Raw genomic sequence first — 26,760 nt, 5'->3', positions numbered from 1 at the left:
CGGTTTCAGCCTTGGGTTTTGGGTTGACCCACGTGCCTTTCCTGAAACAGCTCAACAGGCACGCAAGAAGCTGGTGCATGACGTGTTCCCGATGCCGCGATGCAATGGTGTCAGCCAGAGGTTCAAGGATCTGGTGGAAGAGTTCGAGCCCGGTGTGCATCAGTTTATTCCGATCAAGCTGCGGAACAAGGCCGGAGAGCCTTATGAAGGGAACTACTATGTCTTTAACTGCATGGTGGCATTTGATGCCTTGCTGGTGAACGAGATGGACCGGGATTGGGAGTATCACAATGCCACAGATGGTCCCAACTTGGCATTGTTTAGAACGAGTTTACGAGACCGAATAGTGGTGAGCAGTCCGCGGATCGCAGGGAAACATCTTTGGACCCCTTTGTATCTTGGTCCAGACTACATGGGGGTTTTTTGCTCGGACGCGTTTCAAAAAGAGCTGGTCGCCCGAAAGATCCGTTATCTCGACGCCAAGCACTGCGAGGAACTGGATATTCCGTGGTTGCCGGAAGAGAACATCCAGCCCGCCCTTGATTGGGAGGCCAAACACGGCATTCCCTGCGGTTACCGGGCTAAGCTACGTGCAGAAGTTTTGAAGAAACGCGGCAAACTTGAGCTGTGAGGGCGGGTTACGCCCCCTCCAGAAGCTCGGCCCATGTCTTCGGATTGTCTCCGTTCAGAGGGTTTTTCGGCGAGCGTATGTAGCGGATTGTGTCCATCCGGAAGCTTTTGGCGTCAAACAGGATCAGCCGACCGACCAGGCCTTCTCCGGTGCCTGTCAGTTCCTTGATGACTTCCATGGCCTGAAATGTGCCGAAAATTCCGGTCAATGCGCCCAACACACCGGCTTGTTCGCAGGTAGGCAACAGCCCGTCACGCGGCTTTTCCGGGAACAGGCAGCGATAGGTTGGGTTCGGCGAGCCTTCGGCATCCACCTCAAACGGCTTGAGGGTCGTGATCGAGCCTTCGAATTGCCCGACTGCGGCCGTGATCAGCGGTTTTTCAGCAAAGAAACAGGCGTCCGATACCAGATAGCGGGTGTCGAAATTGTCCGATCCGTCGACAACGAGATCATAGGAAGAGACCAGCGCCATCACATTGTGCCCTGCAAGCCGGGTTGGGTACGGTTCCACGGTCACATTCGGGTTGAGCCGGGCGATGAATTCGGCCGCGCTGGCAACCTTCGGCTCGCTCAGATGATCCGTGTCGTGAATCACCTGGCGCTGCAGGTTGGAGAGCGAGACTGTGTCATCATCGACAATGCCAAGCGTTCCGATGCCCGCGGCCGCGAGATATTGCAGGACCGGCGCGCCAAGACCGCCTGCTCCGATCACGAGAACCCGTGCCTTTTTTAGTCTCTGCTGACCCGCGCCGCCAATATCCGGCATGACGATATGGCGGGCGTAGCGTTCCAGTTCGGCAGGTGAGAGCATGAGCGGTCCTGAAGTCGGCCATCGGCCAGTTTGTCATGAGTTAAGGGTTCTCGCGGGCCTAACCGAGGATCCGGCTGACCAGACGGGCTGTGTAATCGACCATGGGGATGACGCGGGCATAGTTGAGGCGTGTTGGCCCGATAACCCCGAGCACCCCGACAATGCGCTGGTTGCTGTCCCGGTAAGGTGACACGACCAGCGATGATCCGGACAGGGAGAACAGATTGTTCTCAGACCCGATGAAAATGCGGACCCCCTCGCCTTTCTCCGCAAGACCAAGCAGCTGGATCAGGTCTCTCTTGCTTTCCAGATCGTCAAACAGCAGGCGGATCCGTTCCAGGTCCTCCGCTGCCTCCAGATCGGCCAGCAGATTTGACCGGCCCCGAACGATCAGCGTGCCCGGATCGGAAACACCGTCTTCGCCCGTCCAAACGGCAAGGCCGGAATCGATTACCTTCTGGCTCAGCTGATCCAGCTCGGCCTGATCGGCTTCCCGGACTTTCTCCAGTTCCTGCCGGATTTCGGACAGTGTCCGGCCCTTGATTTGCGCGTTCAGGTAATTGCCGGCCTCCACAAGGGCCGATGACGGCAGGTCGGCGGGCAGGTCGACGACGCGGTTTTCGACCGATCCGTCCTCACTCACCAGGATAACCAGCGCCTTTTGCGGCTCGATCCGGACAAACTCGATATGTTTCAGCCGCATGTCGCTCTTGTGGGTGAGAACGACCCCGGCGCCCATGGACAGGCCGGACAGCATCTGACTTGCCTCGGTCAGGACCTGTTCCGCTGAGTTTGCCTTTTGCGAGGCGCGGACCTGGACTTCGATCTGCCGCCGGTCCTCCTGGGTCAGGTCGCCCACTTCCAGAAGCGCGTCGACAAAGAAGCGGAGCCCGATTTCCGTCGGCAGACGGCCGGCACTTGTATGCGGTGAGTGCAAAAGGCCCATATGTTCCAGATCGGACATCACATTGCGGACCGAGGCCGGGGACAGCGACATCATCAGGTTTCTGGAGACGTTCCGCGACCCGACCGGTTCGCCGGTTTCAAGATAAGTCTCCACGATAGCGCGGAAGATTTCGCGGGATCTCTTGTCGAGGTCGCTCAGGCTCAAGGTCGTTGTCTCCGGTTTGTCCGCCCGTGACCGCACGCAGGCAGGATCTTTCTTTCAAGATATAGGCGCAAAATGGGCTTCGGGTGAAGCCGGGCCTTTACGCCGCATGAGCTTGGGGTCTACAAGGCGCACAGAATTTTAGGGATCTGTCGTTCCGCAGCACGCGGAAGCTGAAGGGGATTATCATGCGTCCGTCCAAACGCGCTGCAGATGAATTGCGCGCTGTCACGCTTGAGCGCGGTGTTTCCAAACACGCAGAAGGCTCATGCCTGGTGAAATTCGGCGATACGCACGTTCTGTGCACGGCCAGTCTGGAAGAGCGCGTGCCGCCATGGCTGCGGGGCCAGAACCGGGGCTGGGTCACGGCCGAATACGGCATGCTGCCCCGCGCGACCGGAGACCGGATGCGCCGTGAGGCAAGCGCCGGGAAGCAATCCGGCCGCACCCAGGAGATCCAGCGGCTCATTGGCCGGTCTCTGCGCGCGGTCGTTGACCTTCAAAAACTCGGCGAAGTCCAGATTTCCGTCGATTGCGATGTCATTCAGGCCGATGGCGGCACACGGACAGCGTCGATTACGGGTGCCTGGGTGGCCTTGCGCGATTGTATTGAATGGATGCGCGCGCGCGACATGGTTTCCGGTGATGTCCTGACGGATCATATCGCCGCTATTTCCTGCGGCATTTATCAGGATACGCCCGTTCTTGATCTCGACTATGCCGAGGACAGCACGGCGGAGACCGATGCCAATTTCGTCATGACGGGCGCTGGCGGCATCGTGGAAATCCAGGGAACGGCGGAAGGCAAGCCATTCTCCGAGGAAGAGTTCAACCAGCTTCTCGGCCTTGCAAAAACTGGGATCGGGCGGCTCGTCGATCTTCAAAAGATGGCCATTCTCTGAGGGGGTGCAGATGAGCCAGCGGAAACTGGAACCCGGGAAACTTGTCGTGGCCAGCCACAACAAGGGCAAGATCCGGGAAATCAACGAGCTTCTGGAGCCTTACGGGTTCGAGATTGTGTCCGCTGCTGATCTGGACTTGCCCGAACCGGAAGAAACCGGCCTGACCTTTGAAGCCAATGCCGAGATCAAGGCCGTTGCCGCGGCAACGGCGGCAAATCTCCCGGCCCTTGCCGATGACAGCGGGTTTTGCGTTGCAGCGCTCGATGGTGATCCGGGCATTTACTCGGCGCGCTGGGCCGGGCCGGAAAAAGACTTCGCCATGGCCATGCGGACCATTGAAGAAAAACTGCAATCGCTCAACGTGCCGGCATCGGACCGGCGCGGATCGTTTGTCGCGGTTTTGTGCCTTGCTTGGCCGGATGGCCACAAGGCGTTTTTCCGTGGAGAAGTCGATGGGCAGGTTGTCTGGCCGCCCCGTGGAACGCAAGGGTTTGGGTATGATCCCATCTTTCAGCCGGACGGGTTCGAGCGCACTTTCGGTGAAATGACATCTGACGAAAAGCACGGCTGGACAGAGGGCCAGGATCCCTTGTCCCACCGGGCAAGGGCCTTTGAGCTTTTTGCGCAGGGCTGTCTTAAAGGATAACAACGTGACGTCGCAAACGGCACAGGACGCAGGATTTGGGATCTACATTCATTGGCCGTTTTGTGCGGCCAAGTGCCCGTATTGCGACTTTAACTCCCATGTCCGGCATCAGCCGGTCGATCAGCACCAGTTTGCGGAAGCCCTGGAACAGGAACTTGGCTACTTCGCGGATCTGACCAAGGGCAAAACGGTAAGTTCAATCTTCTTTGGCGGGGGAACGCCCTCCCTCATGGAACCGGCAACGGTCGAGCGGGTGCTGAATGCCGTTGCAAGGCTTTGGCCCGTGGATGAAGCCGTTGAAATCTCCCTGGAGGCCAACCCCTCTTCCGTCGAGGCAGGCCGGTTCAAGGGCTATAGAAGCGCCGGGGTAAACCGTGTTTCCCTTGGGGTTCAGTCGTTGATCGATGCGGACCTGAAGTTCCTGGGCCGCCTGCATGATGCTGAAACCGCGCGCAAGGCAATCGAAATCGCCAGATCCACGTTTCCTAGGCTGTCCTTTGACCTGATCTATGCCCGTCCGGGTCAAACGCTGGCCGGTTGGGAAAAGGAACTTGCCGAGGCCGTCAGCCTCGCCGCCGACCATCTGTCGCTTTATCAGCTGACGATCGAGGAAGAGACACCGTTTCACCGGCTTTATGAAGCCGGCAAGCTTGAGATCCCGAGCCCGGATGCCGGCGCCGAGTTTTTCGCGCTCACACAGGATCTGACCGAGGCCCATGGCCTGCCGGCCTATGAAGTGTCCAACCACGCCCGCCCTGGCGCCGAATGCCGGCACAATCTGGTCTACTGGCGTTACGGCGATTACATCGGCGTTGGCCCGGGGGCCCATGGCCGGATTACCGTCGGGGTCAACCGCCTTGCCACATCAACGGAGCGTCATCCGGAAACCTGGCTCGGGGCGGTCAAGCAGAATGGCCATGGTCTTGTCGAGAACATGGGGCTCAACGAGGAAGAGCAGGGCGATGAATATCTGCTCATGGGGCTGCGCTTGAGCGAGGGAATTGACCTGAAGCGTTACGAGTCCTTTGCACATCGCGCCATCGATCCACGGCGGCTGAATGCGCTTTTGGAGCACGGAATGGTCGAAGAACTCGGGGAAAACAGGGTCCGGGTCACCCGTGACGGTTTTTTTGTGCTCGATGCGGTGGTCGCGGATCTTGCTGCCTGAGCGCGCGCAGTTTCATCGTGAAAATTGTGTTACCAAATTGATTTAAATGCGCATTCTCGCTTTGTGCATTGCAAAGTGATTTGGTGGCAAAATGTTCTGTGCCACAGATCGCGCGGCTTAGCTTTGTTTTATGTACCAATAAGCAGTATTGCGGCCTGGAAAATGGCTGGCTATCCTGCTGCGATGCAACAGGTGGTGCAATAACAAGCGAGCCGATCCCGATGTACATGAGTTTCAATTCAGGCGCGAGCGGCTTCGCGACCAAAGGAGACGCGCCTTTGCCATTTTATCATCTTTATGAGCTCAACCATGCGGCCATGGCTCCGTTGCGGGCGATGGCGGATATGACGAAACTCTATTTCCAGAACCCGCTTAACCCGCTGACACATACCAGTTTCGGCCGCCAGATCGCTGCGGGCTGCGAAGTTCTGGAACGCACCACGCGCCGCTACGGGAAACCCGAGTTCGGACTGCCGGAAACATCTGTCGGTGGTGTCCGCGTCCCGGTTCGCGAGAACATCGTCTGGAGCCGGCCATTCTGTGACCTCATACATTTCGAGCGCGGCGTTGCCTCGCGGCGGAATGACCCGAAAATTCTTATAGTCGCTCCGATGTCCGGCCACTATGCCACGCTGCTGCGCGGCACCGTAGAGGCGCTGTTGCCGAACGCGGATGTCTATATCACGGACTGGATTGACGCCCGGATGGTGCCAATCCAGGAAGGCAAGTTCGATCTGGATGATTACATCGATTATCTGATCTCTATGATGCACTTCCTCGGGCCGGATACGCACATCATCGGCGTTTGCCAGCCGTCCGTGCCGGTTTTGGCAGCTGTTGCCGTCATGGAAGGCCGGGACGATCCGTATGTTCCCTCCACCATGACCTTGATGGGCGGGCCGATCGATACACGTGTTGCGCCGACCGCCGTCAACGATCTTGCCGTGTCCAAAGGGCTGGAGTGGTTCAAGAGCAACGTCATCATGAAGGTGCCGTTCCCGCATCCAGGTGTCATGCGCGACGTTTACCCGGGCTTCCTGCAGCTGTCCGGCTTCATGAGCATGAACCTTGACCGGCACGTCACCGCGCACCGTGAATTCTTCCAGCATCTGGTTGAAGGGGACGGGGACAATGCAGAAAAGCACCGCGAATTCTATGACGAATATCTTGCGGTCATGGATCTGACGGCCGAATTCTATCTTCAAACAGTCGAGACCGTTTTCATCGATCATTCTCTTCCGAACGGAACCATGCTGCATAATGGCACCAAGGTTGACTGCTCGAAGATCACCCGGACGGCCCTTTTGACCGTCGAGGGGGAAAAGGACGACATTACGGGCCGCGGCCAGACCAAGGCGGCACACGATTTGTGCACCAGCCTGTCTGAAGAGATGAAGGCACATTACGAGCAACCCAACGTTGGCCATTATGGCGTGTTCAACGGGTCCCGCTGGCGGGCGGAGATCGCGCCACGGGTCATGGACTTTATCCGCTCAAACCGGGCCGATATGAAAAAGGCCGCACCGGTTGCAAAGACTGCACCTAAACCGGTTCCAAAAGCGGCACCTTCCAAAGCTGCCAAGCCTGCTGCCGGGAAGCCTAAATCAGATACGTTGGAAGAAATCCTCCTGACAAAGCCTGAAGGTGTAGCCGATGACCTGAAGGCGATCAGTGGTGTGGGCCCGAAGCTCGAGACCCTGTTGAATGAAGCTGGAATTTTCCACTATTGGCAGATTGCAGGCCTGACCGACGAACAGATTGAAACCCTTGATAACAAACTTGATTTCAGGGGACGAATGGTTCGCAACAACTGGATCCAGCAAGCCCAACAGCTCTCTGAAACGGCATCTTGATCAACGCCTTAAGTTAACTGGACAGACGTCAAAATCCCCGGTCATAAGGCCGGGGATTTTTCGTTTTCGGGCAATTTCCCAAACGTGTTTTAGATCACAAATCCTTGAACTCCGTTTCGGTAGTCCCCACCTAAATCGCGTGGATGTCTGACATGGATAGGACGATGACAACGACCAAAAGTTGCATGATCAAACCTGCCTGGACGCCGATGACCATCGGATTGATGGTGCTCGGCTTCGTGGTGTTCTGGCCGCTAGGCCTAGCGATGCTTGCTTACATCTTGTGGGGTGACCGGTTCGGCGGCATGGCACGGGATGCCCGTGACCAATGGCGGGCCAGCCCGCTGAAAGGAGCGTTTGACGACATGACGAACTCAGCAGTTTACGCACGCACCGGAAACCTTGCCTTTGATGACTATCGGGACCGTGAACTGAAGCGTCTCGAGGAAGAACGCGCCAAACTTGACGCAATGCGGGCACAATTCGATGAGTTTTTGACCGAACTCCGCCGGGCAAAGGATCAGGAAGAGTTCGATCGCTTCATGGCCAACCGGAATCGCCGGCCGAATGGTGATGACATGACGGGAGATATGGCACCAGCCTAACCAGTCTCGACTGTACTCTGGAGTTGCCAGACCGGACCGAGAGCGGCGCCCTGAAAAGCGCCGCTTTCGTCCGTTTAAAGACTGTGAAATCTTCCTTAAACTTGAATCTGATGATTCGTTTTCGAACCCGTTTGCAAAGGACATAGATGCTGCTGCGTGCCCGAAAACCGAAGCTGCCGGACCATATTGAGATTGAGACCGGTCAGCAGGCTGTTCGGATCCGGTTGCGGGCGAATGCCCGGGCACAGCGGTACCTCCTCCGTCTGCCCGCCGATCAGTCCGGACCGGTTTTAACTGTTCCAAAGGGCGGCAATATCACCCAAGCCACCCGCTTTGCCGAAAAACACATCGACTGGCTTTTGAAACGCCTCGTGGACCGGCCGGACCATGTTGCATTGAAGCCAGGTGACATGGTGCCGGTCCGCGGCATTGAACACATGATCCGCGCGACCGGAAAGCTTCGTGGGCTGGTGGAAACAGGCCGGAGCCCGGACGGCAGTCTTGTGCTTCATGTTCCAGGAGCCGACGAGCATATGGCCCGGAAAGTCACGAATTGGCTCAAGGGCGAGGCGCGGAAGGACCTGACAGACCGCGCCGAACACCATGCCCAGCAGATTGGCAAGAAAATCAATGCGATCAACGTGCGCGACACAAGGAGCCGTTGGGGCTCTTGCGCCTCAAACGGCAATCTGTCCTTTTCCTGGCGCCTGATACTGGCGCCATCGGATATATTGGATTACGTGGCAGCGCATGAAGTGGCGCATCTGGCCGAAATGAACCATTCGCATCGGTTCTGGCGATTGTGCGAAGAGTTGGCGCCACAAACACCAGAAGCGCGGAGATGGCTCAAGGAGCACGGCCACAAGCTTCATGGCTACGGATAATTTCCAAGTTACAATTCTCAAGGAATATGGTTGATTTCCCTAACGGAAATTTGGGGGATCACATGCATTTCAAAATTGCCTTCCGGCGTTTGCCTTATCTGGCCCTAGCGTCGACGTTTATCTTCGCCATTCCCGGCGCTACGGCCAGCCTGGCGGACAGTTGCTGGAACCACAATGGCTCCATCATGCGATTGCAGGCACAGGGCAACCAGCGTTGGATGTCTTACGAAAACCCGCGCAACGTGCTTCGGAATGCGGGCGTACAGCGGGGAACCCTTCTCTTCAATGGCGTTAAGACCGGAAACTGGTATTCGGGAACGGCAAGGGTCTTTTCCAAATTCTGCCCCGGCAATCCGCTCGAGTATTTTGTCGAGGGACCTGTGCGCGGCGACCAGCTGCAAGTGACAGTCCGCGGGACACGGGAAGTGTTTCAGCGATGTCAGCCGACGGGCCGTTACACCACGGACACGCTGGTTTTCACCTACAGCCACGATTGCTGATCAAGCGGTTGGAGCAAATCGCATTTAATCGGTGTCGTCTTTCACTTTCTAAAATCAATGATTTCAACGCAAAAGACGACACATGATGATTTCGAATTAATGCGACACGCGCTAATTGCCGCCTCCGAAAAGTCCCTTGAGAAGGTTCAAGGGACCGCGCCGTTCGGGCTGCGCGCCGGGGTCTTCAGCGCCAATTGAGCCCGGCGGTACGGGGCCGCGAGTTCCGCTGGTAGATGGGCCCTGAACCGGCTTCTGAGGTGCAGACACGGAAACCGGCAGTCGCGGCACACCAGGAAGATCGGCAACCGGCAGACCGGCATGGGCCTGGTCCATGATTGCTTTCCAGGTGGTTGCCGGCAGGCTGCCGCCTGTCGCCTTGCGGGTTGGCGAGTTGTCGTCATTTCCGAACCAGACCGCCGTGGTCAGGTTGCCGGTATAGCCGATGAACCAGGCATCCCGGAAATCCTGACTGGTGCCCGTCTTGCCGCCGGCCGGACGTCCGCTGTCAAGCCGGGCTTTCCGGCCGGTACCAGTCAGAAGCGTTTCCGACATCATCAAGTTCATGTAGCCGACATGTGTCCGGTCGATCACACGCCCGCGCCCATCGCCTCTTCGCGAATAGAGCGTCTTGCCATCGACGGTCTTGATGCGCCGGATGATGTGCGGAATGACGCCATAGCCGCCGTTGGACAGCGGGACATAGGCCGAGGCAATTTCAAGTGGCGTGACTTCGGATGTTCCGAGCGCCAAAGACAGGTTGGTCTGAAGGTCGGACGATATACCCAAACGCTGTGCAACATTTCCGACCGTTTTCGTGCCAACTTCATGGGCGAGCCGGACCGCAACGGTGTTGAGCGACAGGCTGAGTGCGCGGGTTAGCGTCACGGGGCCATAGTGTTCTTTTGTGTAGTTTTGGGGCGACCAGCCTCCGATTGTGATCGGCTGATCCTGGCGAACAGTCTGCGGCGATAGTCCGTTTTCCAGCGCGGCCAGATAAACGAACGGCTTGAAAGAAGACCCGGGCTGGCGCTTGGCGTAAACGGCGCGGTTGAACTGGCTTTTCGAATAGTCTGACCCCCCGACCAGGGCTTTGACCGAGCCTGCCGTATCGAGGGTGACGATCGCACCTTGGGCGACCCCGAGCGTTTGCCGGTTTTCAGCAAGGGCAGAGCGCAAGGCGGTCTCGGCGGCGCTTTGGATTGCCGGGTCAATCGTCGTGTCGACAATGATGTCGCCCTCAATTGATCCGACAAAATGGGGAAGCACGTCCATCACCCAGTCGGCGGCATAGTTTTCACTTGCCGTGGTGTAGCGCCGGACGACTTTGGCGGGCGCTGCAAGGGCGTTTTTCGCCTCATCGCCCGTGATATAGCCTTCCTCGTGCATGGCGGCGAGCACCAGCTGCGCCCTTTCTTCTGCCAGGTCCGGGTTTCTGGCCGGGGAAAAACGGGACGGCGCTTTGAGAAGGCCCGCAATCGTTGCCGCTTCGGCAACAGTCAAAAGGCGGGCAGACTTGCCGAAGTATCTCCGTGCCGCGGCGTCTACACCATAGGCTCCGGACCCCAGATAAACCCGGTTGAGATACATTTCCAGGATCTCTTCCTTGGAGTATTCAGCCTCCAGCCAGAAAGCGAGGACCAGTTCCTGGATCTTGCGCTTGATTGTCCGGTCAGGTTCGAGAAAGAGGTTCTTCGCGAGCTGCTGTGTCAGGGTCGAGCCGCCCTGAACGAGCCGGCCGGTCGTGACATTGGTTGCCAGCGCACGCGCCAATCCGATTGGGTCAATGCCGAAATGCGAGCGAAAACGCCGGTCCTCAATCGCAATAACCGCATTCGGCAGATAGGGAGGGAGTTGTTCAAGGCGCACCGCCTCTCCGCCCGTATCCCCCCGGTTGGCGATCAACTGGCCGTTGGAGGCGACAATCTTGACATTCGGCGGCCGTGCCGGGACTTTCCATTCGGAAGTCGGCGGCAGGAAGGCTGCGTAGTAGCCGATGATGCAGGCAACGGCGATAGCGCCCCAAAGACCCGCCACAGTGCTCCAGTACAGGGCTCGTTTTGCAAAAAGGCCGATGCGGCTCGGACCGGCCTTGCGGGCCCGCCGCCCCTTGGACCGCCGTTGGGCACCCGAGCGGGCCGTTGAGGTGCGGCGCTTTGCCGGAGCTTTGCCGGCGGAGCTTTTCTGCGGTGTCTTTGCGGATCCCGGTTTTTTGGAAACTGGTTTTTTGGCGCCGGTTTTTGACGATTTTCCGGATTTCGATTTACGGGGTGACCGTTTTGAAGGCGCGGAGGGGCGATCCTCCGGACTGAGACGCAAGTCCAGAAGGGTGCTGTCTTGGCCGCCCAAAGTGGGCTCAATCCGTGGCTGGCGCGATGCGCGTGACGCCATTGATCATCTATCCCGTACCATTGTCCGGCGGGTGCCGGTTCCCCGGTGATGATCCTAGATTGAGGCGGTTTAAGGGGGCGTTAAGGTTGACGTGAAACGCCAGCCGATTGTTCTGGCCGCTGGCTCTTGGTCAACTGGAGTATCGGCTCGCGTCTGCCCCGTAATAATTGACGTAACGGGAATTCAGCTCTGACACCGGCATGATGATCAGGACATCAGTCGTTCCGAATTGGCTGTCCACAACCGCTCCATCGCCAATAAAGGCACCAAGGCGCAGATACCCTTTGACCAAGGGCGGCAAGGCGCGCAGAGCCGCCTTTGAATCGATTTCCGCGGCCGGTTTCCGGTTCATTTCCACATAGCGGTCTTCGACCGCACGCACGCGCCATTCTTCTGGAGCGCGCGCATTGTGATGAAGAAAGGCGAGCTGGTCTGCGATCATGTCCGGATTGGTGCCTTCAATCGAAGCGCAGCCGAGCATGACATCGATATTGTGGCGCAGAACATAAGCCCAGATACCATGCCAGAGCAGTTCAACCGTCTTCTTGTTCCGGTAGGGCTTGAGCACGCAGGACCGGCCCAACTCCATGAATTTCTTGCCCGGATTTGCGTCGATCAGCGACTGGATATCGTATTCACCGGATGTGTAGAACCCGCCATTCCGGTTTGCAACGTCTTGGCGCAGGACCCGGTAGGTTCCGACAATTTCCGGCTTCAACCGGCCCAGCTTGTTGCGTTTCAAAGAGGCATGGTCAACCACAAGCAGATGGTCGCAATAAGCGTCAAAGGCGTCTGAATCGCGGCGGGAGGATAAGGTTGCGGCATCGGCTATGGCCGACATTTCTTCATAGAAGACCTGGTAGCGGAGGCGTTGCGCCTTTCTCACTTCCTTGAGATTGCGCGCCATGCGCACTTCAAGTGTTCCGATCCGGCCGAGCGTTTCACCGGTCTTCACCGGGGTGCGGACGGCTGAAGATGCGTGGCCTTTGCCGGCAACAGGCTGGGCCGGCCCCTTTACAGGCACAAACTTTCCGACGAGTTTTCTTGGTGAGAAAAAACTTTGCCGCATCATCGACTTTCCACCCTCTCCATCCCCCGCGGATCCAGACCGGTTTCACGGATTACGGCCTGTTTTACCGGCTTTAACACCTTTGCCGGGAAAGTCACCCGGCGGGCATTTTATTCTGTATTGCTGCCGTAGATCACACTAATCCGACAGTTGGATGACACACATCCGGACACATATTCAGATGGGTTTGATCACAGCCCGAAACAATAGCGGGGCCCGTGCGGAAAGAAAACCGGGAGGATCAGGATGCCGAAGGCGGCCGTGCCACGTCGGCCAAAGCGTCGGAGATTGTTTCAACGGACATCGGTTTGGTCAGATATCCGGCCGCGCCGACCTCTGCGGCCTTTTCCCGTGCGTCCTGCATGACATCCGCTGTAACAATGAGAACAGGAACAGGCGGCCGCCCGGCAGCCTTTTCGTCCTCACGAATCCGGCGAACGGCCTCAATGCCGTCAAGGCCCGGCATGTGCAGATCCATCAAAATTGCATCGAAAGAGCCCTTGGCGGCTTCTTCCACGGCCTTTTCGCCGTCGATGGCCAGCACCGGAATATGGCCGAGCTTGCGCAACATGGCCTCACTCAGGAGCCTGTTGATGTCGTTGTCTTCCGCAACGAGCAAGCGCATGGGCCGGGCGGGTGCCTGGATCCGGCTTGACAGAAAACCGTTATGGGTTGGTTCCGCACTCACATCCCAGACATGATCTGCGGTCTCTGTTTCCAGCAAACCGGAGAGCACTTGAATCAGTGTTTCGATCCGGACCGGGCGGATCAGGTAGGCGGCATAACCAGCCTCGCGCAGATGATCGAGCCGGTCCCGTTCAGGCGGAGCGATCATGACAATGGCCGGGGCCGTGCATCCGGCAAGCCGCGCAGACGCCAACCAGCCGCCGCTGTCCGGAAGTGCTGCATTGTCGACGATCAGCAGGTCCGCACCCGACAAGGCGCTCTCAAGGTTTGGGCTGCCAGGTGCAACGATTTCGACATCCGCCGAGTGGACGGCGAGCCGCTTGGCCAGCAAGGGGCATTCAATCCGGCTTGTGGACACGAACACCGCTTTCCGGTTTGCCAGGAAATCAAGGCGCGGGTCATCTCCGTCGACAAGGTCTTCGGGGATAGGCAAGGTCACCTGGAACCAGGCACCGCCGCCGTGGCTGGGACCCGCCTTGATTGATCCGCCCATAAGGCCTGCAAGGCGCTGGGCAATGGCAAGGCCCAAGCCTGTGCCGCCAAACTTGCGCGCCGGGCCATGGTCGACCTGTTCGAACTCCTGGAAAAGACGTTCGGATTCGGCTTCTGAAAACCCGATACCGGTATCGCGCACATCAATGGTCAGGAAGCTGCCGCCTTCCGGATTGGGCTGGCCATTCAACTCAACGGAAACGCCGCCAGAGTCGGTGAACTTGACGCCGTTCCCGATCAGATTGAACAAGATCTGGCGAACCCGTGTGGCGTCCAGCGTTACTTCATCGGGAAGGCTCGGAGATAATATTGAACCAATCTCAAGCCGTTTGGCGTGGGCTTTGGGCGCCAGAAGTTCCACGACGTTTTCTGCCAAAGTCCCCGCGCGTACCGGAGTTGCACGAATGTCCAGCTTCCCGGCCTCGACCTTGGAAAAGTCCAGAACCTCGTCGATTAAAAGCAGGAGTGTCTCGCCGGAGGTCTCCAGAGCTTCAATATAGGCACTTTGTTCCTTCGTCAGCCGTGTGTCGCGCAAAAGCGCCGCCATTCCGAGGATACCGTTCAACGGGGTGCGGATTTCATGGCTGACCGTTGCCAGAAACCGCGATTTGGCCTCGTTGGAACTTTCAGCCGAATGGCGCGCCGCCAAGAGTTCTTCTTCGATCAGGCGCCGCTCGGTGACATCGCGAAGAACCGTCTGAACGAGCTGGCGGTCGGTAACCGTATCGCGGACCGGAATATCGATCCGTGAGAACCAGCGATCTCCTTGCGCTGTCTCAATGTGGAGGTCCCCGAACCCCATGGCCTCTGACGGTATCGTTCCGTCAGGCTGGACCTGCTGCACAGAACTCTCAGGAACGAGCGGAAGATCCATGGGCTGACCTGGCTCAAGGCTGTGCCCCGGACCAAACACATCCTCCGCGGCAGAGTTTATGTAAGTAACGATACCTTCCTGATCCCGCCGGATGACGACATCACCGAGCGTGCCGAGAATGCTGGCGTGGCGCTCGTCGGACTCGCCAAGCTCCCAAGCCTTGTCCTCCAACTCCTCGCATCGGGCAAGCAGACGCCGGATCTTGTCGTCCTTCAGGTGGTGGGCCTGAACGGAGCGTTGCATGTCATCGGCGAAAAGACGCCAAACCGCCAACCCGCCAGAGAAAAAAGCCAGCCCGACACCAAGGAACTTGTTCATGCCGTCTGAGGTTGCCAGTGCGAAACCGGCAATAAGTCCAACGACAAGAGCACCTGTTGCCAGATGCTGGAGGGCTTTTGACGGAGCTGTCACCGGTATATCGGTCGCCCGCCGTCCCGGCCCAACCTCCGGTCCGTCTGCATCGGTAGCATCGGTTGTTAGATGAGATGTTGCCTGCCCGGTTTCAGGATCGTCCGCACGGGACACCCGGTCCTTTCCGGCATCGGTATCCATGTCCAAAGGTACGGTCTGATTTCGGTGCTGCCCGGCCAAGGTCCCAACTCTCTACAAGCCCCAATTGGGTGCAGAGTGATGCAAAACCTTTGAAAAAACGTTTCATTGTTAAGAATACGGAGGAGGAAAACCACGATGTTTTATATTGCATACATTGTTGATGTTCGTGACGCGGCCGTATCTTGGAACTGTTTGCTTTCAGGGCCAGCGGTCAAATGCAGTCAATGTCCGGAAACGCCATTAAATATGCTGTCCGGTCCTGTTGGCTGCCCATCATGAAGCTCAACCAGCTTTCGCGCTCGTGATTGATGAGCGCCAGTTCCCAAACACAACCGGTGACATGGCGGCGCATCTGGGGGATTGGATCAACGCCGTTTTTGTGTCTGCGAACCACCTCCTGGCACAGCACGCAGCCTTCGACCCACCAATTGATGGAGATTGTTGTGCCGTCCGACCCAAAGTGAAGGATGACAAATCCCGTGACCTCAGGTGTTTCTGGGTTGAACAGGTTTTTGATATGCGTTTCGAGAAGCTCGGAGGCGTCGGCAAGATCGGGATTTGAGGGGGCCGTTTGCCCGGCGCTCAGAATATAGAGTTTGAAATTCCCGCATTGAAATGCGCGGACGCCGGAGTTCTTCAGATGCCGTGGAGCGTATATGGTGTGGCCGGGTTCCATTGGCAGTCCTGCTGTGTCAAGCTAACCCCCGGGTTATATCACGGACCCGTCGAACTCTGGGACAAGGCAGGTGAGAAACGCGCAGCCTGACGTGGAAACTGAAAGCAGTCACTTTGAACGTATCATCCATCGCTTCGAGATCGTGCCCCTTAGCAAGCGATGGATGACACACAGTCTTCGCGACGTTCTTAGCGCACGTCCAGGAAGCCGATGATCTTCCGAACATCCTTGAGAACAGGCTCCGCAATCGCGGAAGCCTTCTCGGCACCGGTCTTCAAAATGGCATCGATCTCACCCGGCTCTGCCGTCAACCGGCGCATTTCGTCGGTCATCGGCGCCAGTTTGTCCACGGCAAGATCCGACAAGGCGGGTTTGAAGACAGAGAATTGCTGTCCGCCGTATTCACCCAGGATGTCCTGTTTGGTCTTGCCTGACAGGGCGGCATATATCCCGACCAGATTGTCCGCTTCCGGCCGGCCTTCCAGGCCGTCAGTCTCGCTTGGAAGGGCGTCCGGATCTGTCTTCGCCTTCCTGATTTTCTTGGCGATCGTGTCGGCATCGTCTTTCAGGTTGATCCGCGACAGATCGGAGGCATCCGACTTCGACATTTTCTTTGTGCCGTCCCGCAAGGACATGATCCGCGTCGCAGGACCCGCGATCATGGGCTCGGTCAGCGGAAAGTAGAGTTCCTCCGGCAATTCAGGAGATGGGGTCGGGTTCGGAACGCCAACACCCAGTTCCTTAATGCGGTCTGCAAAGTCGTTGTTGAACTTCGCGGCAATGTCGCGAGTCAACTCCAGATGTTGCTTTTGATCATCGCCGACAGGGACATGGGTCGCCCGGTAAGCAAGGATATCCGCGGCCATCAGGTTCGGATAGGCGAACAGGCCAACCGAAGCGTTTTCCTTGTTCTTCCCGGCCTTTTCCTTGAACTGGGTCATCCGGTTCAACCAGCCCATCCGGGCAACGCAGTTGAAGATCCAGGCCAGTTCGGTATGCTCGCGCACCTGGGATTGGTTGAAGATGATCGACTTCGCAGGATCAATTCCAGCGGCCAAATAGGCAGCGGTGACCTCGCGCGTTGCATTCACAAGTTCGGCCCGGTCGGGGAACCCGGCGGTAATGGCATGGGAATCCACAACACAGAAAATCGTCGGCATCTGGTCCTGCAGGGGAACCCAGCGCGAGACCGCGCCCAGATAGTTGCCGAGATGGAGATTGCCTGTTGGCTGAACGCCTGAGAACACACGGGGCTGGAACGCCGTCATAATTGATCCCTTATTGGTGCGGCCGGTTGGAAGGGCGCGTTGAAGTGTTTGGGCGCGCCGGGTGTAAAACCGCCAAGCTTGTGTTGCAAGCCGTCAATCACCTTGTCCGGTTGTTTCAGGGTGAGGTGTTGCGCCGCTTCAACGATTTTAGGTGGGAGACAAGATCACTACCGCCGCTGAGCTGAACACAAATCGCAAATACCGCCATTCCAGCCAGAACAAGCACGGCCAGTGCCCCAAACCTCGTCAGCTGCCCGCCGCCGTTGAAAAAGGGTTCCAGAACGCCCGCAAGACCGTAGATGGCCATACCCATGAGGAGGCTGGATCCGAGAACCAGTGCCAGTTTTCGAACGACTGTTGGGTCCACTACAAAGTGACCGCGCCGCCAAAGAACAAGTCCCAGCAGGGCGGTATTGACCCATCCGGCAATTGTCGTTGCGAGCGCGATGCCGACATGCTGCAGGACCGGAAAAAGGGCGAGCGAAAGGACAACATTAACGACCATTCCAGCCGCAGCGAACTGCATCGGGGTTTTGGTATCTTCGCGGGCAAAATACCCTGGTGAGAACACCTTGTTGAGGACAAAGGCAGGCAGGCCGACTGCGAAGGCGGCAAGAGCTGCCGCTGTCCCGTTGACGGCTTCCGCGTCAAATTCCCCGCGTTCAAACAGCACGGAGACGATTTCGCCGGGAACAACCACCAGTGCGACGGCGGCCGGCAGCGTTAAAACGAGCGAAAATTCCAGCGAGCGGTTCAAAGTGTGCTGATAGGCCTTGTGCTCCCCGGCTCTCAGCTGGCGGGTCAGGCTCGGCAGCAGCACGACACCAATAGCGATACCGATCACCCCAAGCGGCAACTGATACAGCCGGTCGGCGTAGTAAAGAAGGGCGTTGGCCCCGTCCTGCACGGAGGCAATGGCGGTCCCGACAACGATGTTGATCTGCGTGATCCCGCCGGCAATGACGCCGGGAATGCCGAGGACCACAAGCCGCTTGACGGACGGCGTATAGCGCGGCCACCGGAACCGGAGGGGAAATCCCAGGCGTTTCAGGTCGAAAACAACGACGGCCAGCTGCACGACACCGCTAATCGATACGCCAATGCTGAGGATGACGCCAAGCTGCTGGTCACCGTCAACGCCCAGCAGCAAAACGGTGCCAAGAACACCACACATCACGACATTGAGCATGACCGGCGCGATCGCAGCCGCCGCGAACCGGTGATAGGTGTTCAATATGCCGCCAATAAAGGCGAGCATCGACATGAAGGTAAGATAGGGAAAGGCGATCCGCGCCATAGTGACCGTGAGGTCGAACTTGTCCGGATCGGCCGAATAGCCATAGGCCAGACCCAAAACCACAAACGGCATGAGAATCTGGGCCACAGCTGTCAGAATGAGAAGGACAAACAAGAGCGCCGAACCGACTTCGGACGCCAGTTGCCGTGCCGCCTTGTCTCCGCCTTCCTCCACCGCCCGGCCGAACAGCGGAATAAACGCTGAGTTGAAGGCGCCTTCTGCAAACAGCCGCCGGAAGAGGTTCGGCAGACGGAAGGCGACGGCGAACGCATCTGCAACGGGCCCGGCACCGACAGCTGCCGCAAGTAGAATATCGCGGGCAAAACCAAGAAGGCGGCTCAAAAGGGTTGCGCCGCCGACAGTTGCGAAATTGCGGACCAGATTCACGTCCGGTAGACTCCCAAGAAGATGCCGGTCACGAAGCCTGGCGTTGGATTTTGCGCGCGACTGGCGCTGCCGGATCAAGCTCGATCTGGCCATCAACGGCGTTGGCGAGCCGCTCACGGATAATGTCCTGCCGCCCGATATTGGCGATCTTCTGACCCGTGAGATCCGTCACATAAAACACGTCGACCACCTTCTCGCCGAAGGTTGAGATATGCGCCGAGCCGATGTTGAGATTGAGCGTGGCGATAGAACGGGTGAGGTCATAAAGCAGCCCGGGGCGATCCAGACCGGAAATCTCAAGAACCGTGTAATCCTCTGACAAGGCGTTGTTCAGAAGAACGTCTGTGGCCACCTTGAAGGCTTTCATCCGGCCCTTCATGGCATTCTTCTTGGAAACAGGTTCGGGCAAAGTGGTGTCCCCGCGAAGCGCCTCTTCAATAAGCGTTGTGATCCGCTCGCCGCGCCGCCGTTCATCTTCATCATCGGGGAGTTCGCGGCCGATGAAAATCGTGTCGAGTGCAAATCCGTCCGTCGTGGTGTCGATCTGCGCATCCACGATGTTGGCACCGGTCGAGTAACAGGCCCCTGCAATGGTCGACAAGAGCCGGGGATGGTCGGGCGCCATGATCGTGAGTTCGGTTACACCCTCGAATGCACGGGGCGTGATCTGAAAAGACAGGCGGCCACCTTCCTGATCGTTCTGGTGCAGCAACTCCGCATGGGCCAGCAGCCTATCGGGCTCAGTACGCAGCCAATAGGCGGGATAGTGCCGGTTCATGTAGTCCGACCTAGCCTTTTCCGGCCAATGCGCGAGTTTCCCGCCAAGATCTTCCTTGGCAAGCGCAATCGTCCTTTGATGCGACAGTTTGGTATGCCCGCCTGTCAGTTGCGGCTCGGTCGCGTAATAAAGTGTGCGCAGAAGCTGGCCCTTCCAGCCATTGAACACGCCCGGACCGACCGCCCGGATATCAGCAACGGTGAGGATCAGAAGCAGTTTCAACCGTTCGAGTGATTGTACGATATGAGCAAAATCTGTGATGGTTTTTGGGTCGGACAAGTCGCGTGACTGAGCGATCGTGCTCATTTCGAGATGTTTTTCAATGAGCCAGGCAACCGTCTCCGTTTCGGCATCGGTAAGACCAAAGCGGGGACACAGTTTGCGGGCAACTCTCGCCCCTCCAATCGAGTGATCCTCGGGGCGGCCCTTTGCAATGTCATGAAGAAACATGGCAACGAACAGGACTTTACGGTTCTGAAGGGTAAGGATGAGATCCGTCGCCAGCGGATGATCATCGCCGGAATCGCCGCGTTCGATTTCGGCAAGCACACCGATGGACCGGATCAGATGCTCGTCGACGGTGTAGTGGTGATACATATTGAACTGCATCATCGCCACCACCTTGCCGAATTCGGGAACAAAGCGGCCTAGAACGCCGGTTTCGTTCATCTTGCGCAAATTCGTTTCAGGTGAATTGCGGGATGTCAGTACCGACAAAAACAGGCGGTTCGCTTCCGGATCGTTGCGCAGCGCCGGATCGATCAGCTTCAGGGAATGCCGGATCAATCGTGTCAGACGCGGATGCAGCCGGTAGTCATGTTTATCCGCGATCTGGAAAACCCGCAGGATGTTAGCCGGATCGTTTTCGAAAATCTGATCGCTTGTAACATTAAGGCGGTTGTTCTCGACCACAAAGCCCGTGGCCCCTTTGACGGGCTGGATGTTGGCAGCGCCCCGCCCTGTGCGAAGACGGCGCATGATTCCGGAAAACCCGCGGTCGCGGGGGTCCTTCACATGCTCTTCTTCCAGTGCGGCGCAGATGATCCGGGTCAGGTCCCCGACGTCTTTTGCGACCAGGAAGTAGTGCTTCATGAAGCGCTCAACATCCTTCATGCCGGGATGCTGCGTATAGCCGAGACGTATGGCGATCTCGCGTTGCACGTCAAAGGACAGGCGTTCTTCCGGCCGCCCGGTCAAAAAATGGAGATGGCAGCGGACAGCCCACAAGAAGTCGTCCGATTTCTTAAAACGCGCATACTCAGAACGCGTTAGCACGCCTTTCTTGACCAGGTCCGACTGTCTTGCGACCCGGTAATGATACTTCGCAATCCAGAAGAGCGTGTTGAGGTCCCGAAGTCCTCCTTTGCCTTCCTTGATGTTGGGTTCCACAAGGTAGCGGGACGCCCCTTGGCGCTGGTGCCGTTCGTCCCGCTCCTTGAGCTTGGCCGCAATGAATTCGGAACTTGTTCCCTCCACGACTTCCGAACCGTAGCGGCTGATGAGTTCATCGAAAAGCGGCTGGTCGCCCCAGATAAAGCGTGCCTCGAGGATGGCCGTCCGGATGGTCATATCCGCCTTTGCAAGACGGATACACTCGTCAATATTGCGCGTGGCATGGCCGACCTTGAAGCCGAGATCCCAGAGCATGTAGAGGATGTATTCAACGACCTGCTCGCCCCAGGGGGTCTGCTTGTAAGGCAGGATAAAGAGAAGATCGATATCTGAGCCCGGCGCAAGCGTGCCACGGCCATAGCCGCCAACGGCCGAAACGGCCATGCGCTCGGCAGCCGAGGGGTTTTTGATCCGGTACACGTGGTACAGGGCAAAATCGTAAATCACCCGGATCAGTTCGTCTTGAACCAGCGACAGCCGGCTGGCGCATAACAGGCCGCCGCCATCTTCGTTCAGTTTCGCCTCGATCAGGTCCCGGCTTTTTTTGACTGCGGATTTGAGTATGCCCAAAACAGACGCGCGAATCTGGAAGTCCGAGCCATCGCCATCGGAATTCACGGTCAATGCGGTGAGCTGCTTGCGCAGGTCATCGGCATCAAAAAACGCGTTCAACTCGTCTTGGGACAGTTTCATGTGGCATCCAGGTCCAGATTGGCAATTCGTGCAAGCGGCCTTACGCAGGATATATCAGGTTTCAAAACAAATAATTGCAGTTTCATGCCCCGCAAGGGTGGGCCGGATCGCCGGGCAGCGTCAGATATCGTCCTTGGCGGCGGCAACACGAAGCTGGTGGAGAAGGTGGGCCAGCGATTGTTCTGACAGACCGCCGATCTTCAGGGCGAGCTGGTTGGCAAGCTCCGTTGCCTTCGGGTCCATGCCGGCCGTGTCGATGGTCACGCGGGGGTCGGACAGTTCCGCCAAACGCTGGATTTCTTCGGCCTCGTCCCAGATCACGTTGAAATATGTAATGATCCGTTGCACTAGGAACCACGTCGGTTTACCGCGCTTTCCGTGTTCGAGCGCGGATAGATAGGCGCTGGACACCGATAGAGCGGCCGCCATTTCCTTCAGCGAAACGCCACGCTTGACCCTGAGTTCCCGGATTTTCGCGCCAAGAGGTGTCACGGTTCTACCTTCTCTTCCGGATCCTGACATAAAGCGCGCCAGAGCCGCCGTGGCTTTGATGCGCTTCCTCATATCCCAATACAATCGGCCGCAGGTCCGGCATCGCAAGCCACTGCGGCACCATTCTGCGCAAAACCCCCCGCTCGTCCATATACGCCCGCTCAGGACCACCGCCCTTGCCGGTTATGACAAGCACGATCTTGTCGCCGCGGGCTTGAGCCCGATGCAGAAAAGCCCGCAAACGGTCATGAGCCTGATGCTGTGTTAGCCCGTGTAAGTCAATGCGCCCATCAATGGCCTTCACGCCGCGAACGAGTTTTTTCCGGTAACGGTGTTCAAGCTTATGAAGCGGGGGGGGAGGTGCCGGTTTTGCCGGAGCCGGCGGTGTAATTGCGGTTGCGGTTTTGGCCGGCTTGCCCGCCTGGGCCGGAAGCTTGTCGATTTGTTCTTCAAGCTCGGACTTCAACGTCTTCATGCGGTCCGGATCAAGGGGCGTCAGCGTCTTCGCGACCTTTCCCCAAAGTTCCTTGTCTTCCGGCGAAAGTGCGCCCTTTTTCCCTCTCCGCGCCATCTTGTCAGTAAGGCGTCCGGATGGCGTCTGGATTGGGCAGAAGGATCGTGAAGGCCGCCTCGTGCCGGATGTCGCCCGCGATCTCTCCGGCCCGGTCTCCGGACCCAATGAAGATATCCCCGCGCGCGTGCCCTTTGATGGCAGAGCCTGTGTCATCTGCGGTCATGAGGCGTTGAAAGGAGGCTGATGGTCTGTCCGGGTCTGAAAACGCGGCGGTCACATAGACCAGAGAGCCATAGGAGAGAAACCGTGTATCGACAGCGAGGCTGCGGCCGGCAACTAGCGGCAGGGATGCGCCGCCAACCGGACCAAGCTCTGGGCGGGTATCGGTTACTTCGCGAAAAAAGATGAAGGACCGGTTTTCCATGAACAGCGGATCCCGTTCGTGCGGATTGTCCGCAAGCCACTGGCGCAGGCCGGACATGGTGAAGTCTTCCGGCGTTCCCAGCCCGCGTTCGACCAGCAGCCGGCCGATCCCGGTATATGGATGACCGGTTTTGCCCGCGTAACCGACGCGCATGACGCCGCCATCGTTCAAGCGCAGGCGTGCTGACCCCTGGATGTGAATGAAAAAGGCATCAACCGGATCGGCCAGCCAGACCAGCTCCAGATTTTCACCGTCCAGAGCGCCCTCCATGATCGCCGCGCGATCCGGCAATTCCGTCAGTTTTCCGTTCAACCGCCGGCCATGGCTGATGTCGCCCGGCCATCCCTTGGGCCGATTGGAGCGTGTGACCGCTTCAAGGCCCGGCGGTTTGCGGTAAAGCGGATGGGAAAATGTGTCTGACCGTGTGCGGGAAGCTGCGACTTCCGGCTCGTAGTAGCCGGTCACAAAACCGCGCGCATCAACGCGTGACGGGATGAAATAGGTTTCAAAAAACTGCTGGGCTTTGCCCGGGCCGTTTACGTCGACATCAGAGGCTATTTTGCATAGGCGCCGAACATCCGCAGCTGCCAGGTTAGAGGCTTCCCAAGCCTTGGTAAGGGACTTGGGTCTTTCACAAAAGCGCATGAATGCGGACAGCGCATGGTGATGGGCGTCTTTGTTCCAGCCCTCAAGGCTTGCGAATGATGTCCCGGTGCGGCTGGTGTCAGGAGGCGGCGACTTTGCCATCACGCTGCTCGTTCCCGTAAACAAAAGCGGCGCAGCAATTGCTGCGCCTCTTAATAACCAGGCAGCCCACGAGGCATGGCCCCGCCCTGGCCGCAAGATGCCCAAGGCCATCACACTTACTCAGCTGATTCGGTCGCGACCAGTTTCCAGTTCGGATCTCGCGATCCCGTGTCCCGGGCAAAGGTCCAGATATCGATCACCTCGGTCACCTTGGACGGGTCGCCGTCGACCACTTCACCGCCCTTGTCGCGTGTCACGGAAATCAGCTGGCTGTGTATCTTGACCGTCACCTGGGCGATGGAGTCTTTCAGCGCAGCTTCGACAATTTCGGCCTTGTCGATGCCGACAAACGTCGATTCGATGGTTTCGCCGCGCTTTTCGCGATCTTCGATCGCCGCGACAAACCCCTCATAGACATCTTTGGATAGCAGGTTCTTCAAAGCTTTCTTATCGCCATCGGCGAAGGCCATCACGATCATCTCGTAGGCCGCCTGAGCGCCTTGCAAGAAAGGTTCCGGTTCAAAGCTCCGGTCGACGGACAGTATCTGCTTGAGAGCGCCATTCAGCGCTGACCCTGCGGGCGCCACCTTGTCGATCACAACATCGCCATCGTCGCCACGATCCATGCTGCCCATGCCCGTGGACTGCTCCGAAGATGATCCGGGAAGCGGGATAACATTGTCGTCCGGCTTGGATGTGTCGTTCGGCTGCTCCGGCTTTGTATACGGATCGAATGGCGGCCGCTCATTGCCCGTGCGTTTGCCCAGCACGGATCTCAGCCTGAATAAGATGAAGACTGCCAATCCCATAAGAAGGAGGTTCAAGGGGTCAAAAATTTCATTCATTTTCTGTTCCGGCTACCCTTTAATGGCAATCAAGCCCGCTTTGTTGCCCTGGCGAACGATTAGGCCGCCCGCGTGTCTCTGCTTACCCTATCTAGTGGGTTCTTGAACCAGCATCCAGACCCTTGAGCAAGCAGGAAATGGGAATCGGGCCGATTCCTATGCCGTCTACTCGCTTTTTTGCGACACAATGCCTACCTTAGGGCGAGGATGGGGGCTGAAAAACCAGCCCCAGTGTAACAGACGACGGAGCTCCCGTGGGACTTTATGTTATTGCGGCCATTCTTTTGCTGCCTCTGATTGAAATTGCGGTTTTCATCTGGATTGGCGGAATGATCGGGGTCCTGCCGACCATTCTGCTGACCGTGATCACGGCCCTGGCCGGAACGATTATGCTGCGGCAACAGGGTCTGTCTCTGGTGACGCGCATGCAGAGCGAGTTGAATGCGGGCCGCACCCCTGAGAATGAAGTCATGCAGGGCGCCATGATCGTTTTGGCGAGTATTTTCCTGTTAATTCCGGGATTTGTCACCGACGCTATCGGCCTGTTGTTGTTCATTCCACCCGTTCGTCAGGCGCTGGTCCGGTTCATCATTTCGCGCTCAAACGTTATCATTGTGGATGGCGCGGGGCGCCGCAGGCCGGATGATCATGTGGTGGATCTCGATCAGAATGACTGGGCTGAAAAGGATTCCCCTTCAGGACCGGCCGGATCCGGGCAGCCGAAGATCAGCCCCTGGTCCGATGAGCGTGACGGCAAACCGTCCTGATTGTATCTTTGCCGAGTGCCGCTCGTCACGAAGTCGTGACGGCACGTGTATGCGTTGTTTTTACCATTATTGGTAACTATGCCGAGATTAAACCACGTGACCAAGCGAAGGGGCGCAAGCCTGTATGACCACAAGCCGCATAGATTGGGTCGATACGGCAAAGGGCATCTGCATCGTCTTTGTCGTGATGATGCATGCTGTGCTGGGCGTGGAAGCTGCGGCCGGACAAACCGGCTGGATGCATGCGATTGTCGCCTTTGCAGCTCCCTTCCGCATGCCCGACTTCTTCCTGATTTCCGGCCTGTTCCTGAGCCTTGTCATCGCCCGCGACTGGAAGCTCTATCTTGACCGCAAGGTCGTTCACTTCGCTTACTTTTATGTGCTCTGGATGACCATCCAGTTCGCCGTTAAAGCGCCCGTCTTTGCAGGCGAGATGGGCTGGACCGGTGCGCTGCAGTTCTATCTGATCAGTTTCGTTCAGCCCTTCGGCACGCTGTGGTTTATCTACATGCTACCGATCTTCTTTGTCGTGACCAAGATCGCGCATGACCGGGGCGTGCCGTGGCAGCTGATGCTGGCGATTGCGGCGGCCTTACAAATCGCATCGATCCACACCAGCTACCTTCTGGTTGATGAGTTCGCGTCCCGCTTTGTCTATTTCTATGCGGGCTACATCTTTGCGCAGCGCATTTTCGTTCTGGCCGACTGGGCCCGGGCACGCATCCCCCTGAGCCTTGGCCTTCTGGCCTTGTGGGCACTCGTCAACGGCGGGCTCGTGTACCTGGGCTGGGCAGCTCTACCGCTTGTGTCCCTCGCCCTGGGAGCCGCCGGGGCCGGTGCTATCGTTCTGACCAGCGCCTTGCTGGTCACCTGGGGGCGGCTTGATTTTCTGCGCGTGTTCGGCGCGCACTCGATCGTGATCTATCTCGCCTTCTTCTTCCCCATGGCTGTCTCCCGCATCGTGCTTTTGAAGCTCGGCGGTCTGGACATCGGCACGATCTCCCTGATCGTCACCATCACCGCCGTGGTCAGCCCGATGATCCTTTACTGGATGATCCAAAAAACCGGCTTCGGCGGGTTCCTCTTCAAACGGCCGCACTGGGCGTATCTGGAAGGAACGTTTGGGCGAAAACGAGCGGCGCAGGCGGCGGAGTGACACTATGAGCGACGTTTCGTGGTTGTTTTTCGCGCTGTTAAGCTGGGTGTTGGCTCAAAGTATAGCGATAGGGGGATTTATTGGAATTGAGACAGTAGTAGTTATCATGTTTTTAGGACCACGCTTCGGATTCTGGTGGGTTCTCGGAATTGCA

23 protein-coding genes are annotated in these 26,760 nt (G+C 57.8%); 10 read left to right on the top strand and 13 right to left on the bottom strand.

Annotated features, from left to right (window positions below):
• Nucleotides 1-631: imm11 family protein (locus E1180_RS22020; RefSeq protein WP_208996809.1), on the top strand; the 631-nt coding region annotated here is incomplete at its 5' end.
• Nucleotides 632-638: 7 nt separating this feature from the next.
• Here E1180_RS22020 and E1180_RS01495 read toward each other — a convergent pair.
• On the bottom strand, nt 639-1,442 hold the full coding sequence (locus E1180_RS01495) for a HesA/MoeB/ThiF family protein (protein WP_155189311.1): 804 nt from the start codon (nt 1,440-1,442) through the stop codon (nt 639-641).
• 58 nt (nt 1,443-1,500) lie between these two features.
• Nucleotides 1,501-2,589, bottom strand: coding sequence for a heat-inducible transcriptional repressor HrcA (gene hrcA, locus E1180_RS01490; protein ID WP_283404587.1), 1,089 nt, complete (start codon nt 2,587-2,589; stop codon nt 1,501-1,503).
• A 149-nt stretch (nt 2,590-2,738) separates the two neighbouring features.
• Here hrcA and rph point away from each other — a divergent pair, with 149 nt between their 5' ends.
• The 7 genes from rph to E1180_RS01455 all read left to right on the top strand — a co-directional run bounded on the left by rph (nt 2,739) and on the right by E1180_RS01455 (nt 9,108).
• Nucleotides 2,739-3,452, top strand: coding sequence for a ribonuclease PH (gene rph, locus E1180_RS01485; protein ID WP_155189309.1), 714 nt, complete (start codon nt 2,739-2,741; stop codon nt 3,450-3,452).
• Between the two features lie 10 nt (nt 3,453-3,462).
• Complete coding sequence (rdgB, locus tag E1180_RS01480; RefSeq protein ID WP_155189308.1) at nt 3,463-4,098, top strand: RdgB/HAM1 family non-canonical purine NTP pyrophosphatase; 636 nt, start codon at nt 3,463-3,465, stop codon at nt 4,096-4,098.
• A gap of 4 nt (nt 4,099-4,102) precedes the next feature.
• Nucleotides 4,103-5,266 (top strand): radical SAM family heme chaperone HemW, encoded by a 1,164-nt coding sequence (gene hemW / locus E1180_RS01475; protein ID WP_283404588.1) that lies wholly within the window; start codon nt 4,103-4,105, stop codon nt 5,264-5,266.
• A gap of 278 nt (nt 5,267-5,544) precedes the next feature.
• Nucleotides 5,545-7,119, top strand: coding sequence for a polyhydroxyalkanoate depolymerase (gene phaZ / locus E1180_RS01470; RefSeq protein ID WP_280115211.1), 1,575 nt, complete (start codon nt 5,545-5,547; stop codon nt 7,117-7,119).
• A gap of 164 nt (nt 7,120-7,283) precedes the next feature.
• Nucleotides 7,284-7,724 carry a DUF2852 domain-containing protein gene (locus E1180_RS01465; RefSeq protein ID WP_196220491.1) on the top strand — a complete coding sequence of 147 codons (441 nt, stop codon included), beginning with the start codon at nt 7,284-7,286 and terminating at the stop codon, nt 7,722-7,724.
• Nucleotides 7,725-7,870: 146 nt separating this feature from the next.
• Nucleotides 7,871-8,608 carry a M48 family metallopeptidase gene (locus E1180_RS01460; RefSeq protein ID WP_155189306.1) on the top strand — a complete coding sequence of 246 codons (738 nt, stop codon included), beginning with the start codon at nt 7,871-7,873 and terminating at the stop codon, nt 8,606-8,608.
• A 62-nt stretch (nt 8,609-8,670) separates the two neighbouring features.
• Nucleotides 8,671-9,108: a hypothetical protein gene (locus tag E1180_RS01455; protein ID WP_208996807.1), complete on the top strand. Its 438-nt coding sequence runs from the start codon at nt 8,671-8,673 to the stop codon at nt 9,106-9,108.
• Nucleotides 9,109-9,219: 111 nt separating this feature from the next.
• Here the strand turns inward: E1180_RS01455 and E1180_RS01450 are convergent, their stop codons facing one another.
• From E1180_RS01450 to E1180_RS01400, 11 genes are all read right to left on the bottom strand, one after another.
• Complete coding sequence (locus E1180_RS01450; protein ID WP_155189305.1) at nt 9,220-11,496, bottom strand: transglycosylase domain-containing protein; 2,277 nt, start codon at nt 11,494-11,496, stop codon at nt 9,220-9,222.
• A gap of 130 nt (nt 11,497-11,626) precedes the next feature.
• A complete protein-coding gene (gene olsB / locus E1180_RS01445) occupies nt 11,627-12,565 on the bottom strand; it encodes a l-ornithine N(alpha)-acyltransferase (RefSeq protein ID WP_155189315.1) in 939 nt (312 codons plus the stop codon).
• A 241-nt stretch (nt 12,566-12,806) separates the two neighbouring features.
• Nucleotides 12,807-15,170, bottom strand: coding sequence for a hybrid sensor histidine kinase/response regulator (locus E1180_RS01440; protein ID WP_155189314.1), 2,364 nt, complete (start codon nt 15,168-15,170; stop codon nt 12,807-12,809).
• Between the two features lie 211 nt (nt 15,171-15,381).
• On the bottom strand, nt 15,382-15,846 hold the full coding sequence (locus E1180_RS01435) for a hypothetical protein (protein WP_155189304.1): 465 nt from the start codon (nt 15,844-15,846) through the stop codon (nt 15,382-15,384).
• 188 nt (nt 15,847-16,034) lie between these two features.
• On the bottom strand, nt 16,035-17,114 hold the full coding sequence (trpS, locus tag E1180_RS01430; RefSeq protein WP_155189303.1) for a tryptophan--tRNA ligase: 1,080 nt from the start codon (nt 17,112-17,114) through the stop codon (nt 16,035-16,037).
• A 115-nt stretch (nt 17,115-17,229) separates the two neighbouring features.
• Nucleotides 17,230-18,798 carry a murein biosynthesis integral membrane protein MurJ gene (gene murJ / locus E1180_RS01425; protein ID WP_283404589.1) on the bottom strand — a complete coding sequence of 523 codons (1,569 nt, stop codon included), beginning with the start codon at nt 18,796-18,798 and terminating at the stop codon, nt 17,230-17,232.
• A gap of 28 nt (nt 18,799-18,826) precedes the next feature.
• Nucleotides 18,827-21,661, bottom strand: a complete 2,835-nt coding sequence (locus tag E1180_RS01420; RefSeq protein WP_155189302.1) for a [protein-PII] uridylyltransferase — start codon at nt 21,659-21,661, stop codon at nt 18,827-18,829.
• Between the two features lie 120 nt (nt 21,662-21,781).
• Nucleotides 21,782-22,153: a helix-turn-helix domain-containing protein gene (locus E1180_RS01415; protein WP_283404590.1), complete on the bottom strand. Its 372-nt coding sequence runs from the start codon at nt 22,151-22,153 to the stop codon at nt 21,782-21,784.
• A gap of 4 nt (nt 22,154-22,157) precedes the next feature.
• The gene (locus tag E1180_RS01410; protein WP_155189300.1) at nt 22,158-22,724 is read right to left on the bottom strand and encodes a Smr/MutS family protein; all 567 of its coding nucleotides are present in this window, start codon (nt 22,722-22,724) and stop codon (nt 22,158-22,160) included.
• Nucleotides 22,725-22,728: 4 nt separating this feature from the next.
• The gene (gene mltA, locus E1180_RS01405; protein ID WP_155189299.1) at nt 22,729-23,838 is read right to left on the bottom strand and encodes a murein transglycosylase A; all 1,110 of its coding nucleotides are present in this window, start codon (nt 23,836-23,838) and stop codon (nt 22,729-22,731) included.
• A gap of 116 nt (nt 23,839-23,954) precedes the next feature.
• Nucleotides 23,955-24,683, bottom strand: coding sequence for a Tim44/TimA family putative adaptor protein (locus tag E1180_RS01400; protein ID WP_155189298.1), 729 nt, complete (start codon nt 24,681-24,683; stop codon nt 23,955-23,957).
• A gap of 254 nt (nt 24,684-24,937) precedes the next feature.
• Between E1180_RS01400 and E1180_RS01395 the strand changes: the two genes are divergently transcribed.
• Both E1180_RS01395 and E1180_RS01390 read left to right on the top strand, forming a co-directional pair.
• The gene (locus E1180_RS01395) at nt 24,938-25,450 is read left to right on the top strand and encodes an FxsA family protein (protein ID WP_208996801.1); all 513 of its coding nucleotides are present in this window, start codon (nt 24,938-24,940) and stop codon (nt 25,448-25,450) included.
• A 124-nt stretch (nt 25,451-25,574) separates the two neighbouring features.
• Nucleotides 25,575-26,606, top strand: coding sequence for an acyltransferase family protein (locus E1180_RS01390; protein ID WP_155189297.1), 1,032 nt, complete (start codon nt 25,575-25,577; stop codon nt 26,604-26,606).
• Nucleotides 26,607-26,760 lie beyond the last annotated feature (154 nt).

This window comes from Roseibium denhamense (assembly GCF_009711415.1).
GTDB lineage: Bacteria > Pseudomonadota > Alphaproteobacteria > Rhizobiales > Stappiaceae > Roseibium > Roseibium denhamense.
This window is presented reverse-complemented; position numbering and strand designations above follow the sequence as displayed.

What these genes read in the sequence shown, in the direction of transcription:
- E1180_RS01495 (WP_155189311.1), bottom strand. Translation starts at nt 1,442, where the DNA reads ATGCTCTCACCTGCCGAACTGGAACGCTACGCCCGCCATATCGTCATG.
- rph (WP_155189309.1), top strand. Translation starts at nt 2,739, where the DNA reads ATGCGTCCGTCCAAACGCGCTGCAGATGAATTGCGCGCTGTCACGCTT.
- rdgB (WP_155189308.1), top strand. Translation starts at nt 3,463, where the DNA reads ATGAGCCAGCGGAAACTGGAACCCGGGAAACTTGTCGTGGCCAGCCAC.
- E1180_RS01465 (WP_196220491.1), top strand. Translation starts at nt 7,284, where the DNA reads ATGACAACGACCAAAAGTTGCATGATCAAACCTGCCTGGACGCCGATG.
- E1180_RS01460 (WP_155189306.1), top strand. Translation starts at nt 7,871, where the DNA reads ATGCTGCTGCGTGCCCGAAAACCGAAGCTGCCGGACCATATTGAGATT.
- E1180_RS01455 (WP_208996807.1), top strand. Translation starts at nt 8,671, where the DNA reads ATGCATTTCAAAATTGCCTTCCGGCGTTTGCCTTATCTGGCCCTAGCG.
- E1180_RS01450 (WP_155189305.1), bottom strand. Translation starts at nt 11,496, where the DNA reads ATGGCGTCACGCGCATCGCGCCAGCCACGGATTGAGCCCACTTTGGGC.
- olsB (WP_155189315.1), bottom strand. Translation starts at nt 12,565, where the DNA reads ATGCGGCAAAGTTTTTTCTCACCAAGAAAACTCGTCGGAAAGTTTGTG.
- E1180_RS01440 (WP_155189314.1), bottom strand. Translation starts at nt 15,170, where the DNA reads ATGGATACCGATGCCGGAAAGGACCGGGTGTCCCGTGCGGACGATCCT.
- E1180_RS01435 (WP_155189304.1), bottom strand. Translation starts at nt 15,846, where the DNA reads ATGGAACCCGGCCACACCATATACGCTCCACGGCATCTGAAGAACTCC.
- trpS (WP_155189303.1), bottom strand. Translation starts at nt 17,114, where the DNA reads ATGACGGCGTTCCAGCCCCGTGTGTTCTCAGGCGTTCAGCCAACAGGC.
- E1180_RS01420 (WP_155189302.1), bottom strand. Translation starts at nt 21,661, where the DNA reads ATGAAACTGTCCCAAGACGAGTTGAACGCGTTTTTTGATGCCGATGAC.
- E1180_RS01410 (WP_155189300.1), bottom strand. Translation starts at nt 22,724, where the DNA reads ATGGCGCGGAGAGGGAAAAAGGGCGCACTTTCGCCGGAAGACAAGGAA.
- mltA (WP_155189299.1), bottom strand. Translation starts at nt 23,838, where the DNA reads ATGGCAAAGTCGCCGCCTCCTGACACCAGCCGCACCGGGACATCATTC.
- E1180_RS01400 (WP_155189298.1), bottom strand. Translation starts at nt 24,683, where the DNA reads ATGAATGAAATTTTTGACCCCTTGAACCTCCTTCTTATGGGATTGGCA.
- E1180_RS01390 (WP_155189297.1), top strand. Translation starts at nt 25,575, where the DNA reads ATGACCACAAGCCGCATAGATTGGGTCGATACGGCAAAGGGCATCTGC.